13 protein-coding genes are annotated in these 13565 nt (G+C 36.5%); 11 read left to right on the top strand and 2 right to left on the bottom strand.

Translation table 11 applies throughout. The features are described from left to right. Positions 1-158: 158 nt before the first annotated feature. The 4 genes from R8N23_RS03545 to R8N23_RS03530 all read left to right on the top strand — a co-directional run bounded on the left by R8N23_RS03545 (position 159) and on the right by R8N23_RS03530 (position 5576). On the top strand, positions 159-1430 hold the full coding sequence (locus R8N23_RS03545) for an HlyD family efflux transporter periplasmic adaptor subunit (protein WP_318170186.1): 1272 nt from the start codon (positions 159-161) through the stop codon (positions 1428-1430). Position 1431: 1 nt separating this feature from the next. Then, on the top strand, positions 1432-3609 hold the full coding sequence (locus tag R8N23_RS03540; RefSeq protein WP_318170185.1) for a peptidase domain-containing ABC transporter: 2178 nt from the start codon (positions 1432-1434) through the stop codon (positions 3607-3609). Positions 3610-4526: 917 nt separating this feature from the next. Next, a complete protein-coding gene (locus R8N23_RS03535) occupies positions 4527-4655 on the top strand; it encodes a hypothetical protein (protein WP_318170184.1) in 129 nt (42 codons plus the stop codon). A gap of 375 nt (positions 4656-5030) precedes the next feature. After that, positions 5031-5576: a hypothetical protein gene (locus R8N23_RS03530; RefSeq protein WP_318170183.1), complete on the top strand. Its 546-nt coding sequence runs from the start codon at positions 5031-5033 to the stop codon at positions 5574-5576. Here the strand turns inward: R8N23_RS03530 and R8N23_RS03525 are convergent, their stop codons facing one another. Beyond that, positions 5577-6857 (bottom strand): amidohydrolase family protein, encoded by a 1281-nt coding sequence (locus tag R8N23_RS03525; protein ID WP_318170182.1) that lies wholly within the window; start codon positions 6855-6857, stop codon positions 5577-5579. 295 nt (positions 6858-7152) lie between these two features. On the opposite strand from R8N23_RS03525, the gene R8N23_RS03520 reads away from it, so the two are divergent. After that, positions 7153-7437: a hypothetical protein gene (locus tag R8N23_RS03520; protein WP_318170181.1), complete on the top strand. Its 285-nt coding sequence runs from the start codon at positions 7153-7155 to the stop codon at positions 7435-7437. Next, on the top strand, positions 7415-7825 hold the full coding sequence (locus R8N23_RS03515; RefSeq protein ID WP_318170180.1) for a hypothetical protein: 411 nt from the start codon (positions 7415-7417) through the stop codon (positions 7823-7825). The genes R8N23_RS03520 and R8N23_RS03515 overlap by 23 nt, the downstream gene beginning before the upstream one ends. A gap of 28 nt (positions 7826-7853) precedes the next feature. On the opposite strand, the gene R8N23_RS03510 is transcribed toward R8N23_RS03515, so the two are convergent. After that, on the bottom strand, positions 7854-9644 hold the full coding sequence (locus tag R8N23_RS03510) for an ABC transporter ATP-binding protein (protein ID WP_318170179.1): 1791 nt from the start codon (positions 9642-9644) through the stop codon (positions 7854-7856). A gap of 219 nt (positions 9645-9863) precedes the next feature. Between R8N23_RS03510 and R8N23_RS03505 the strand changes: the two genes are divergently transcribed. The 5 genes from R8N23_RS03505 (at position 9864) to yajC (ending at position 13454) form a co-directional block, all read left to right on the top strand. Then, positions 9864-10967 carry a Glu/Leu/Phe/Val dehydrogenase dimerization domain-containing protein gene (locus tag R8N23_RS03505; protein WP_318170178.1) on the top strand — a complete coding sequence of 368 codons (1104 nt, stop codon included), beginning with the start codon at positions 9864-9866 and terminating at the stop codon, positions 10965-10967. Positions 10968-11008: 41 nt separating this feature from the next. Continuing rightward, on the top strand, positions 11009-12151 hold the full coding sequence (gene nusB / locus R8N23_RS03500) for a transcription antitermination factor NusB (RefSeq protein WP_318170177.1): 1143 nt from the start codon (positions 11009-11011) through the stop codon (positions 12149-12151). 1 nt (position 12152) lies between these two features. After that, positions 12153-12455 carry a YtxH domain-containing protein gene (locus R8N23_RS03495; protein ID WP_318170176.1) on the top strand — a complete coding sequence of 101 codons (303 nt, stop codon included), beginning with the start codon at positions 12153-12155 and terminating at the stop codon, positions 12453-12455. 120 nt (positions 12456-12575) lie between these two features. Further along, positions 12576-13121 carry a DUF1573 domain-containing protein gene (locus R8N23_RS03490; protein ID WP_318170175.1) on the top strand — a complete coding sequence of 182 codons (546 nt, stop codon included), beginning with the start codon at positions 12576-12578 and terminating at the stop codon, positions 13119-13121. Positions 13122-13148: 27 nt separating this feature from the next. Further along, entirely contained in the window at positions 13149-13454 is a 306-nt protein-coding gene (yajC, locus tag R8N23_RS03485) for a preprotein translocase subunit YajC (protein ID WP_318170174.1), read from the top strand. The last annotated feature ends 111 nt before the right edge of the window (positions 13455-13565 follow it).

Genomic DNA, 13565 nt, shown 5'->3' with positions numbered 1-13565 from the left:
CTGCTGCAAGTAAATAAATTTATTCCGATTAATTGTCCGCAAATATGAGTTTTTATTATTTGAATAAAATATCAATTTTAGAACTATTTCTACCCCAGAATAATATGACAAATTAAAATTTATTCAGTTAATCTTGCACATTTATCAGAAACATTCATATGTCAAATCTCAAAATCGTTTCTAAAGAAGAAATTATTGGTGCTCCGCCTTCATGGTTAACACGATCAGGTTCACATATTATTCTTATATTAATAATTTTTGCCTTAGGCATGTCAAAATTGGTAAAATACCCTGAAGTCATTTCTTCCTCTATCACAATATCGGCGACAAACAAACCAATTTCAATTTTAGCTAATTCATCTGGATATATTGCAAATATTTCAGTCGAAGAAGGTCAGCTTGTTAATCAAGGTGAAATACTTTGTGAAGTAGAAAATGAAATTAACTATGAAAGTATAAATGATCTGAAAAATTATTTGGACAAATACGAAAAATGGAAAACTAGTTTGCATTTTAATCAATTTGAAACGATTGAGTTGAAACATCTCGGTAATATTCAAAACGCATTCGATGAATTTAATTTAAATATTAAAAAGTACAACATCTATTTAATTAACAACACGGAAGTTTTAGCAGATAATAAAATTAAAGATGAGATAGAATATCTTAAAAGTATAATCGAACAAAAAAAAATACTAATTAAAGTAAATCGAGAGAAGTTAGATTTGACTAAAAAGTGGCATAAAAAAGACTCTTCACTGTTCAGTATAAAAGCACTTTCAGAAAAGGAGTATGAAAAATCTAAGATGAATTTGATTACGGAATCAAATTATTTAGCAACTACAAAGATAGACTTGATTTCCTTAGAATCGACTTTAAAAACTAAGTTGAATGAGCGACAATCAGTAGCCTTTACCATACTACATAATAACCTTGACTATCAAATGAAAATACAGGGAAACCTGAATATCCTAAAATCTCTAATTTCATCATGGGAGTATAACTATATTCTAAGAGCCTCGATATATGGGAAGTTAACTTACCAAAAGTTATGGGAAAAGAATCAATTTATAAATAAGGGAGATGAATTTGCAACCCTCATCCCTCTAGACAACAAAGTATTCGGCTATTCATATATCAGCGAACTTGGTTATGGGAAAATTAGCTTAAAGGATAAAGTTATTATAAAATTGAATGATTATCCGAGCCTAGAATATGGATCTCTAATAGGCATTGTAAGTCATATTTCCATTATTAGAAAAGAAGAAGGATACTTGCTTAAAGTGGAATTTCCTGAAGGAATGAAGACAAATTATGACAAGAGTATAAATTTCTTTCAAGATATGACAGGGACAATGGAAATAGTTACTGAAGATATCAGTCTTTTTGATAGATTTTTTAACCGCCTAAGAACCATACTTAACTACTAATATGGCCAATTTTACTTTTCTGCCACAAACAGACACAACCGATTGTGGAGCTGCATGCTTGCGAATGATAGCCAAATATTTTGGCAAAAATTTATCAAATGAATATTTACAAAAAAAAGCTGGAGTCAATAAACTCGGAGCTTCATTAAAAGATATAAGCACGGCGGCTGAAGACATCGGTTTCAAGTCGATGATTGTGCAAATACCCTTTGAAACCTTAAAGGAAGAAAAGCCTTTCCCATGTATTCTTCATTGGCAGCAGAATCATTTTGTTGTTCTTTATCGCGTGAGTAGAAGAAAAGTTTTTATTGCAGACCCAGCTATTGGCTTAGTTTCATATAAGATAGAAGAATTTATGCAGTTATGGAACAATTCTAGAGTAGAAGGTATAGCCATATTATTAGACCCTACTCCTGAATTTTATGAAATTGACAGCATAAAAAGCTCATCAAAAGCAACTTTAACATACTTTTCAAACTATTTAAAGCCTCACATTCGGCTTATATTTCAGTTAATTTTAGGTATGACAGCGGGTAGTCTGCTAAGTTTGGTATTACCCTTATTAACCCAGTCCCTTGTAGATGTAGGCATTCAATATAACAACATCAGTTTTATTTACTTGGTACTTATAGCACAATTAATGTTCTTCACAGGATCAACGGCTATAGCTCTAATAAGAAGTTGGATTCTACTTCATATTACGACGAGACTGAATATTGCTGTAATCTCAGATTTTTTAATAAAATTAATGAATCTGCCTATATCTTTTTTTGATAGAAAAAACACGGGTGATATAATGCAAAGAATTCGTGACCATGATAGAATCAAACAATTTCTTACATCCTCTTCATTAAACTCTTTGTTTGCTATTTTTAATATCATAATATTTGGTTTAATACTCTTCTTATACAATACTCAAATATTTTTTACTTTCATAATTGGGTCTGCAATATATTTTGCTTGGATTTTAATTTTCTTGAAGAAACGTCGAGTAATTGACTACAATAGATTTGCCGAGTCTGCAGCTAGCCAAAACGCAGAGATTCAATTAGTCCAAGGAATGCAAGAAATTAAATTGAATAATGCAAGCAAAATCAAAAGATGGGAATGGGAAAGAATCCAAACAAAACTTTTCAATGTAAGCAGAGCAAGTCTATCATTAGATCAAATTCAAAATTCTGGAGGCTCTTTTATTAATGAGTTAAAGAATATTCTTATTCTTTTTTTCTCTGCTAAAGAAGTATTAGATGGAGAAATGACATTAGGAATGATGTTAGCTACCACTCAAATTTTAGGACAGCTCAATAGTCCTCTTCAACAATTAATTACCTTTATTCAAGAAGCTCAAAATGCACAAATTAGCCTTGAGCGTCTAGGAGAAATTCATAATAAGAAAGATGAGGATCACACTAAAAATCAATTGAGTACGCAGTATCAATATGATTCTATAATAATTAAAAATTTGTGGTTTAAATATGAAGGACAATTTAGCGAATGGATTCTAAAAGACCTCACTTTAGAAATTCCAAAAGATAAGACCACAGCTATAGTAGGAATAAGTGGGAGCGGTAAAACAACGCTTATCAAACTATTATTAAAATTTTATGAACCAAACAACGGAAGTATTCATGTTGGTTCTCAAAATTTACAAACCTTAAATAGTGAAAAATGGAGAGAAAATTGTGGGGTGGTTATGCAAGACGGTTTTTTGTTCAATGATACAATTTTGGATAATATTTCAATTTCTAGTGACACACCAAATTATGATAAATTCATCAATGCAATAGAAATTGCTAACATCAAAGAATATATTGACTCATTGGCATTAGGTCATAAGACTAAAATAGGTGCAGAGGGGCAAGGATTAAGCCAAGGGCAAAAACAAAGAATCATGATAGCTCGTGCGGTATATAAGAATCCCGATTTTCTAATTTTTGACGAAGCTACTAGTGCACTAGACTCAAGAAATGAGAAAAATGTCACGGAACAAATTGAAACCTTCAGTAAAGGGAGGACCACTATTATTGTTGCTCACAGACTTAGTACAGTGAAAAATGCCGATCAAATAGTTGTACTAGATAAAGGCTCTATTGTTGAACTCGGTAATCATGAGGAATTAACTAATAAGAAGGGAATATATTTTGACTTAATAAAAAATCAACTAGAATTAGGCAAATAGTTTAATAGAAAAAACTAATACAACTAGAGCAATTTGGATATTTAAACAATAAGTTATTATATTAGTTGCTTTGTTATTTTAAAATAAAAATATAAGACTTAACTTAACTTGTACTATGAAGTCACTCCAAAAATTTGAGAAATTTCAATTATCTAATAACGACGCAAACAAGTTTGTAGGCAGTTATGCCTACCCACCATCTTGGGATGATGAGAATCCATCAGGAGAAGAGGGTGTTTATTGTCAGCCATGCGGTTCCTCAACACAGTTTCCTGGATGTAGACATTGTTGTATAGCAGGCCAAAATGTCTATTGGTATATTTGTGATTGTGGTTAATCAAATGATGCATTTTGCCAATGTAAATTCAATACATAGAAAAAAAAAGTAATTAAGATGTTAGGTAATTAAATACTAATTCTCATTTCACAATATCTAACTACTACTAAAAAGAAGAAATTTTAATCTAATCTAAATTATTAAGTATTATGAGCTCATTTCGGAAATTTGAGAAGTTTAAGTTGTCTGATAAAGACGTCAATAATCTTGTAGGTAGCTATGCCTACCCACCATCTTGGGATGATGAAAACCCTGGAAATCCTAATCATATCGGTTGTCTAAGTTGTAGTGCTTCGCAAATGTTTCCAGGGTGTAGACTATGCTCAGAAGCAGGAACGGGAGCATATTGGTATCTTTGTGATTGTTGATCCTTCAGAGGATGCTTATCAAAAAAAGTGGTTAGAGATATAAAAAATTTTGACTACTTAATAATTCATTATAACTATTCTAATAAAAATAAGTTAATCTAAACTTAAATTAATAAATACAATGAGCTTACTTCGAAAGTTTGAGAAATTTAAATTGTCTGACAGTGACGTTAACAAGTTTGTAGGTAGCTATGCCTACCCACCATCTTGGGATGATGAAAACCCTGGAAGTGGAGGATTTTGCAACGATTGTAGCAGTCCATCACCATTTCCAGGATGTAGAATGTGTTCTGATGGAACTCATTATTGGTATATATGCGATTGTTAATAGTGTATTATAATCTTTTGGGATTTTAATATACCCATATGATACCGTGTCTATTTTTATATTTAGTAAAGTATTAATTGTCAGTGCATTAAATGTAAATATTTGAATCCTGACAAGGTCACGAGGAAAGACAAACCCCGGCAAATTGCCGGGGTTTTGTTGTTTATAGACTAAGCAAAACTTGTTTTAGTGAAGGCACATAAACAATAAAACCAGATTCTTCAAAAGAATCGTGGTTTGGCTTTCGGAATTTGGAACGCGAAGGATCATGAAATAACCCTGACAAGGTCACTTAAGAATGGAAAGTCAACGCAATGCGCTGACTTTTTTATTTCTATTCAATTCTCACGTGTATATTCTTTAGTTTTGAAGTCATTAATAGAAAAATATGCGGCTTAGCACTCTCCACAAAAAATACGTCTATTGGTTTGTCTCCTTTATAGCCTTATTCGTTATCCTTTTGAGCATTTATTTCAATCTTGGTGGATTTGAAGAAATTCAAACGGCTGTGTCTCGAAACAACAAATACAGCCTGGCAGGAAAAGAGGTATATGGCAAGCTCACTTCCAAGGAGGAGCATTTCTTGTTTGAAGAAATGAAAGGATATATCGCTGATGGTTCGCTCACGGGCACTCTTTCTATTGTCAACTACCAAGACGATACCCTTGGCGAGTATGAAAGTCGAAGATTTGTTGGTGTTTTATTAGAAAATGAAATGTCTATGATTCCATCCGGACTACAAGTACTGGAGATAGAAGGTCAAACTACCTTTCAAGCCGCATTGACTATGCACCCTCTTGTTATGCCCAATTCGGAAAAAGTGGAAAACCAATTGAAATTGCTAGCAGATGAAAGAGGTTTGACACTTCGCAACTACACTTTGGAGAAGTTATATAATGACAACTCAGTCATTGTGGAGATGTTTGCCAAATAATTAATTGACTGACTTATAGACCACCCCACCTTTCATAACAAAAGGAATTTGCTGTAAAAGCTTAATGTCTTTGATTGGATCTCCTTTTACTGCTACTAAGTCCGCATATACTCCTTTTTTTATGCCTCCTAGATTTTCTGACTCCTGAAGGATGGAGGCATTTATAGAAGTAGCACATTTGATCGCTTGCATGGCTGACATGCCACCGGCCACCATCAGTTCAAATTCCTTTCCATTGTCTCCATGTAGAAATACACCAGCATCTGTACCGAATCCGATGGGTACCCCGTACTTTACCGCCTTTTTGTAAGTATCAAAAATTTGCGGCCCTACTGCAGCCGCTTTTGGGACAATAATTTCTGGATAATAGCCTTCTTCTGCTGCCTTTTCAGCTACAAAGTCCCCAGCCAAAAGTGTAGGTATAAAATAGGTATTTCGATCCTTCATCATTTGCATCGTTTCTTCGCTCATGTAGGTACCATGTTCGATAGTTGTGACGCCAGCCCTTACCGCTCGCTGCATACCTTCATCACCATGGGCATGGGCAGCGACATGAAATCCATAATCCCTTGCCGTTTCAACTATGGCTCTAATTTCATCTTCTTGAAAATGTGGCCCTGTTCCGTTTTTTGCTAAACTCAATACACCACCAGTGGCTGTTATTTTAATCAAGTCAGCCCCATTCTTATATCGCTGGCGCACAGCTTGCTTGGCATCTTCCACCCCATTCACAACCCCTTCTCTTGGCCCAGGGTTACCCATGAGTTTTTGACTATAGCCGTTAGTAGGATCGGCATGCCCACCAGTCACTCCCAGTGCCTTGCCGGCAGTATAAATTCTCGGGCCATCTATTAGTCCTTTATTAATAGCATTACGCAATGAAATATTAACACCAGAACCTCCCAAATCTCTAACGGTAGTAAATCCTGCCAAGAGTGTCCTCTCCGCATAAACTACCGACTCAAAAGCCTTATCCTCTGGATTTTGAGTAAACTTATTCATGTATTTATTCTTACCCGTTTCGTGCTCCAAATGCACATGCATATCAATAAAGCCTGGTAATACGGTGTACTCCCTTAAATCAATCAGTGCGTCTTCTTTAGCGGGAGAGGCAAATCCATTTTTAACTTCTACAATTCTACCCGCATCGATCACAATGGTCCGCTCCTTTGTTGGCTTATCAGAATAGCCATCGATCAAGGCACCACAATGGATATATGTCTTTTGAGCCTGTAAGTGTGTAAACGCAAAAACGGCTAGAATCAATAAGCACTTTTTCATATCTAGATTTTGGATGAAATGTAAGAATAGAGGATTGAATTCAAAAAGAAAAACCCCAATGCTTGAATAAGCCTTCTAAAGCGAACTCAAATCACGGAACTTAACTATTCTGACACTTGGGTTTAATTATCTGACAGTCTCATTTTCTATAGGTGTACAACAGGTGTACAAGGCCCTATTCAGCTCAAAAACAATGATCAAGGGCGATTGGCCACCGTACATTAGCCGAATCAAAACAATTGGTATCCCGATCAACATGGCGTTAATCGGAATTTGAAAACCAAATTATATGAAAATGAAAACTGATAACACATCTAAACTATTACTCGTCTTGACGGCAATATTTCTTGTTTCACTCATGATGGGTTGCATGGAAGAACCTCTTACAGAGGAACCAGAAATTGATGACGCGATGATGGATAGCATCATCGAAACTGAAACCATTGAGGGAAACGACAATTGCCCAAACGGTGGCTTTTTATTGAAAGCAGGAAATGACAATAACGAAAATGGGCTTCTTGATGAAAATGAAGTTTCCACGATCAACTATTTATGTCATGGGGAACATGGCCTCTACTGATCGCGAGTGGTTTGACCCAGGCACAGCTGCTATTGAGTCTAGTGCATATGACTACTCGGATATGCTAATACTACCTGATCCTACTCAGATGAAGTTCAAAGGCATGGTGCCATTGTTACTTGATCGGTCTCAAATCAATGGTTGGGTAGAGAGCAAGGATAATAATAACGGTCTGGTACTTACGCTTATTGACCAATCCAAAGAATATCAATTGTCTATTGCAAGCTCAGAACACGATGAGATGTCTTACCGCCCCATGCTGTACATAAAAGTGAAGAAAATAGCCAATGGTGCGAGGTATCACTATTTATCTAAAGATGAGTACAAACAAAACTGGTTGTTGAAATCTACGGCCGACAAAATGAAAGTATATCACAATATCTTTTAACCCGCTATAAAATCAGGGTGAGGAATGGTTAGTTCGCAGCCAATTCCTCGCCTTGTATTTGCTTTTGATAGAGCGATTGGTAAGTACCCTCTTTCGATATGAGCTCATCGTGAGAGCCTTGTTCCACAATCTTCCCATCATCCAAAACAATAATTTTATCAGCCAATTGCGCAGATGAAACGCGATGTGAGATAATCACAGTTGTCCTGTCAACCATTATCTTTTTCATACTATTCAGAATGCTATTTTCCGTTTTGGTATCTACGGCTGACAAACAATCATCCATGATTAAAATTTTCGGCTCACGAGCTATTGCTCTGGCAATAGACACTCGTTGTTTCTGACCACCGGACAGCGTAATGCCCCTTTCCCCTAACATCGTCTGAAATCCTTTCGCAAATCGGTCAATATTTTCGGTTAGATCTGCATGATCGGCCGCTTGTCTAATCTGAGCTTCGCTCAATTTTTGATTGCCAAAAGCAATGTTGTCCGCTATGGTCTCAGAAAACAAAAACACATCCTGAGGTACATATCCAATATTTCCCCGGATAGTCGACAACGAATAATCCTTTATAGATAAACCATCGACTTTCACTGAGCCCGAAGTAGTGTCATACATTCTACATAGCAAATTGGCAATCGTACTTTTACCAGACCCAGTAGTACCAATTATCGCAATCGACTCTCCAGCCTCTACGTTAAAAGACACGCCTTTGAGTGCTTCGATTCCTGAATCGGGATAGGTGAATTTCACATTCTCAAATATCAAGTCACCTGATATTTCTTTTTCTACATTTTTCTCAGATACGATGTCATTTTTCGTATGAAGAAACTCATTGACTCTCTTCTGAGAGGCTGCTGCCCGCTGAATAATACTAGTGATCCATCCAAGCGCCGTCACTGGCCACGTGAGCATATTTACATAGATGATAAATTCTGCGATGTTACCCGTGCTCAATTCTCCCTGCAAGATTCCAATAGAGCCCACATACACAGTCAAGATTACACTCAAACCAATCAAGCTCATGATCAATGGAAAGAAAAGCGCTTGTACAAATGCTAATCGAAGCGACTTCTTTTTATAGTCGTTGCTCGCAACAGAAAATTTGTCATTATAATCCTGTTCCCTAACAAATGCTTTGATAACTCTTATCCCTGAGAAAGCCTCCTGAACAAAGGTTGACAGTCCGGAAAGACTCTCTTGTATTTCTTCCGAGCGCTTGTTGATAATATTGTTTACATAGTAAATACTAAATGAAAGAAAAGGCAATGGAAGCAGTGAATACAATGTCAATTCCACATTGATCGACAGCATAAATGGAATAACAATCAAAAACATGGTAAAGAGATTGATCCCATACATGATCGCTGGCCCAACATACATACGCACCCTACTCACATCCTCTGAGATTCTATTCATCAGATCGCCCGTATTGTTCTTTCTATAAAAACTTAGTGACAGGGTTTGGTAATGCTCATATATTTCGTTCTTCAAATCATATTCAATCAATCGCGACATGACTATGATAGTCTGACGCATAAAAAACATGAATATCCCTTTAAGAATGGCAGATACCAAAATTACCATTCCAAAAATTAGAATGCTTGACGCAAATAGGTCATAAGTATCCGATTGCAAATCAAAACCTTCGAACCCTCTATACACCTGGAAGCTACCTTGGATCAAATCAAAAGAATGTCTGACAACCACGGCAGGAATCACTCCAAACAAATTTGAAATGATAATAAACACGGTACCCAAGATCAAGTGATACTTGTATTTAAAAAAATACTTATTGAGATGTGCGAGGTCTTTCATTCAGAATGGCCAAAAAATGCTTTTGAAAATGCAATAATACAAAGTTCAAACGGTATAGTTTTTTGAAAGTTCGTATTAAAAGATATAAAAATTGAGCCAACCATTAGATTAGAAAATATCAATTAATCAATAACTAATTTTCTTGATCTGATTAAAAATCAGCTAACTTTGCGCTTATTTTTAGTACCCAACAACGTTAACAATCATAAACCCAAAAATATGATAGAGGTGAACGAACCACTCAAAAAAGAAGAAGTGTCTTTATTCTCTGGAATAGAAGAAATGAATCACGAGCAGGTAGTTTTTTGTCACGACAAGGCTACCGGATTGAAAGCCATCATTGCCATTCACAATACGGTCTTGGGACCCGCTATGGGAGGCACTCGAATGTGGCACTATGCTTCTGATCAAGAGGCGCTTACTGATGTTTTGAGGTTATCGAGAGGCATGACATTGAAAAATGCAATTGCCGGACTGAATATTGGAGGTGGAAAAGCCGTCTTAATTGGTGATGCTCGTAAGTTGAAAAACGAGGCGCTAATGAGACGATTTGGTAAGTTCGTCAACAGCTTGGGAGGAAAGTACTGGACTGCCGAGGATGTGAATATGAGCACTAAAGATATGGAGTACGTAAGAATGGAAACACCTTACGTCACCGGTTTGCCTGACTTCATGGGAGGTTCAGGAGATCCTTCTCCAGTAACTGCTTATGGCGTTTACATGGGCATGAAAGCTTCAGCTAAAAAAGCTTATGGCTCAGAAAAACTGGAAGGAAAAAAAGTATTAGTACAAGGTACAGGAAACGTAGGCACCTATCTGATAGAAAACCTGATCAAAGAAAATGCAAAGGTTTTGATTTCAGATATTTTCGAAGACAAGATCAAGAAAATAACTGATCGTTTCCCTGTGGAAGTGGTGGTCGCCGATCAGGTGTTCGACACCGATTTCGACATCTATGCACCTTGTGCATTGGGTGGTACTTTGAATGATGAAAATATTGATAAACTCAACTGTGACATTGTAGCAGGAGGGGCAAACAATCAATTGCTGGACGAAAAAATTCATGGCAAAGCACTAGTGAATAAAGGCATCTTATATGCACCAGACTTCTTAATTAATGGAGGAGGAATTACTAATGTCTATTATGAATATGAAGGCAACTATAATAGAGACAGAGTGATGAATCAGACTGAGCGAATTTATGATACTACCCTTGAGGTATTTGATCTATGCGCAAAATCTGGAGCAACACCGCAGGCAGCTGCTATCCAAATTGCTGAAAACAGAATTTCAGCTATTGGAAACAACAAGTTGCCACTATAAATTACCAGAGCTATCTTAGGGTCGCTCAAAACTTTGATTTAATGCTAAACAGACGTTCTTTACGTATCAAAGGTATGCAGGCCATATTCGCCTACCATACTGCCCGAAAGGCTGAATTCAATATCTGCAAAAAAGAGGCTGAAGACAACTTCTTGCCTGATCTCAACTCCATGGAGGTGCAGGACAAAGAAGAATTGGCCAAAGATCGCGAGCAAACAGGCAAAGCCTTCAGTGCCTTAATTCGCAAAGGTGGCGATGCCATTCCTGAAGACACAAAGCCTGAAATTGTAAAAGTGGTTAAAGAACAGCAGCAAGCTTATCTAAATAAGCTTACTGCCAACAAAGAGCATTTCAAAAAAAGATTGCTATCGGGAATCACTTCTATCTATGACGACTATATCAAATTTTTATACATCGTAGTAGAAATTCAGGAGCTGATTGGGCTAGAAAAACGAAAGAAAAACAATACGCATGACAACTTCGCCAAGAATATTGTTATCAATAATCTGAAGGGCTTCGAAAGCTTAGAAGAAGAGCGAATTAGAAAAAATGTAGCTTGGGATACTGATTTGATTAGAGCTTGGTACAAGGAATACATCAAGCCTCAAGAGTTTTTTGTTGAATATGATAATCTCGCTAAAACGACTTTAGAAGATGATCAGGAGTTTGTACAAACGCTATATAAATCCATTATATTCAAAAATGACAATGTCAACGACTATTTCGAGGCCTTGGATTTAGGATGGAGCGAAAACAAACCCATACTAAGAAGTATGGTGCTAAAAACATTAAAATCCATCGAAACAGAAGAAAGTGAACCAATATTGATGGAACTTTCTAAAAACTGGGAAGAGGATTTATTATTTTTGAAAGAGCTTTACGACTTGGCTATTGACAAAGAAGAAGAGTATGAAACTCTGATTGAAGAAAAGTCAAAAAACTGGGAAATAGATCGTGTAGCTTTGACTGACAGGATTATTCTTGAAATGGCCATCGGAGAGATGATTCATTTCACTTCGATCCCTGTGAAAGTAACCATTAATGAATATATTGAGTTATCGAAACTTTATAGTACGCCTAAGAGTAAACAATTTGTAAATGGCCTTTTGGATGTACTTTCAGTAGAATTACAGAAAGACGGCCAAATCAAGAAAAGTGGACGAGGACTGCTAGACAATAAATAATATGAGTAAAAATTCGAATTCTTTCTTAGCATTTTTAACTGGAGCAGCTGCAGGAGCTATCCTGGGCATTTTGTATGCGCCAGACAAAGGAGAAAATACAAGAGACCGACTGTCTTACCAACTAGATAAGTATAGCAAAAAGCTAGACGAATTAGTAAAAGAGTTTATTGAAGGCAAGCAACTCAGCGACAATGAAGCCCGAACTGAGGGGGACAAAATAGTAAGTGACGCTAAGGAAAAAGCAGAGCGCTTACTCGATGATGTAAATGGCCTAATCACTAAAATCAAAGGAGAGGAAGTCTAATACGCTATTTTATTTGTTAAATAGTTGTTAAGGAAACTTGTGTGATCTCTCGATTGACACACCTTAACTAATTTTACTTCCATTTATTTCTAATAATAATTTCAATTAAACATACTAGTTATGAAAAATATAAAAATGATTCCTGCATTCATTGCTGTAATGGCCATGATCGCTACCGGATGCTCTAATGGAGATGTTGAAAATAGAATTGCAAGACTGGAAGGTCGTGTAGCTGAATTAGAAGGTTCTGGAACTGCAGCTGCCAGATCAGTGACTTCTGCTAAACCTGCTGCCAGCACACAACCGGAAGTAAAGCCTGAAGGACCGCTACCTGAGTTTGCTTTCAACGAAGAGTCTCACGACTTTGGAACTATCAACGAAGGAGATGTTGTAGAACACGTATTTGCTTTTACTAACACAGGAGATGCTCCTTTGATTATTTCTAGTGCTACCGGATCTTGTGGATGTACTGTTCCTGAGTGGCCAAAAGAGCCAATCGGCGTAGGTGAAAAAGGTGAGATCAAAGTGAAATTCAACAGTAGAAAGAAGCCAGGTATCCAAAACAAAACGGTTACTATCACTTCAAACACTTACCCAAAGCAGCAAAGAATCAAAATCAAGGCGAACGTGACCCCAGCACCAAAAGATGCTGACACACCGTCTTAAGTCAATCTTTATAACAATTAACGAAGCATGTTAAACTTCATATTATTACAAGCAGCAGGTGGCGGAAATGCACAAAGCTTAATCATGATCGGTGTCATGGTAGTCATCTTTTATTTCTTCTTCATCAGACCACAGCAAAAAAAGCAAAAGGATCAAAAGACTTTTTCTGAAGGTGTGGCCAAAGGAGATCAAGTGGTAACCATCGGCGGAATCCATGGTAAAGTTTTGTCAGTAGACGAGTCTACAGTAACTTTAGAAATAGACAAAGGCGCTAAAATGAAGATTGAAAAATCATCCATCTCTATGGAAAATTCTAAAAAACTAGCGAGCTAATTGTTTTGAGGAACAAATAACTGAATGGGAATATTTAGGTTTTTATTACCTGGATTAAAAGATAACTGGAAGGTAGTTGTACTCTCAATTTTAGGGGCAACTACCTTTTGG

The sequence above is a fragment of the Reichenbachiella sp. genome, from assembly GCF_033344935.1.
Lineage (GTDB): Bacteria > Bacteroidota > Bacteroidia > Cytophagales > Cyclobacteriaceae > Reichenbachiella.
Note: the sequence above shows the minus strand (reverse complement) of the source record. Positions and strands in the feature narration are given on the sequence as shown.

What these genes read in the sequence shown, in the direction of transcription:
- R8N23_RS03495 (WP_318170176.1), top strand. Translation starts at nt 12,153, where the DNA reads ATGAGTAAAAATTCGAATTCTTTCTTAGCATTTTTAACTGGAGCAGCT.
- R8N23_RS03515 (WP_318170180.1), top strand. Translation starts at nt 7,415, where the DNA reads ATGGGGAACATGGCCTCTACTGATCGCGAGTGGTTTGACCCAGGCACA.
- R8N23_RS03505 (WP_318170178.1), top strand. Translation starts at nt 9,864, where the DNA reads ATGATAGAGGTGAACGAACCACTCAAAAAAGAAGAAGTGTCTTTATTC.
- R8N23_RS03490 (WP_318170175.1), top strand. Translation starts at nt 12,576, where the DNA reads ATGAAAAATATAAAAATGATTCCTGCATTCATTGCTGTAATGGCCATG.
- R8N23_RS03545 (WP_318170186.1), top strand. Translation starts at nt 159, where the DNA reads ATGTCAAATCTCAAAATCGTTTCTAAAGAAGAAATTATTGGTGCTCCG.
- R8N23_RS03530 (WP_318170183.1), top strand. Translation starts at nt 5,031, where the DNA reads ATGCGGCTTAGCACTCTCCACAAAAAATACGTCTATTGGTTTGTCTCC.
- R8N23_RS03540 (WP_318170185.1), top strand. Translation starts at nt 1,432, where the DNA reads ATGGCCAATTTTACTTTTCTGCCACAAACAGACACAACCGATTGTGGA.
- R8N23_RS03520 (WP_318170181.1), top strand. Translation starts at nt 7,153, where the DNA reads ATGAAAACTGATAACACATCTAAACTATTACTCGTCTTGACGGCAATA.
- R8N23_RS03510 (WP_318170179.1), bottom strand. Translation starts at nt 9,644, where the DNA reads ATGAAAGACCTCGCACATCTCAATAAGTATTTTTTTAAATACAAGTAT.
- nusB (WP_318170177.1), top strand. Translation starts at nt 11,009, where the DNA reads ATGCTAAACAGACGTTCTTTACGTATCAAAGGTATGCAGGCCATATTC.
- R8N23_RS03535 (WP_318170184.1), top strand. Translation starts at nt 4,527, where the DNA reads ATGATGAAAACCCTGGAAGTGGAGGATTTTGCAACGATTGTAGCAGTC.
- R8N23_RS03525 (WP_318170182.1), bottom strand. Translation starts at nt 6,857, where the DNA reads ATGAAAAAGTGCTTATTGATTCTAGCCGTTTTTGCGTTTACACACTTA.
- yajC (WP_318170174.1), top strand. Translation starts at nt 13,149, where the DNA reads ATGTTAAACTTCATATTATTACAAGCAGCAGGTGGCGGAAATGCACAA.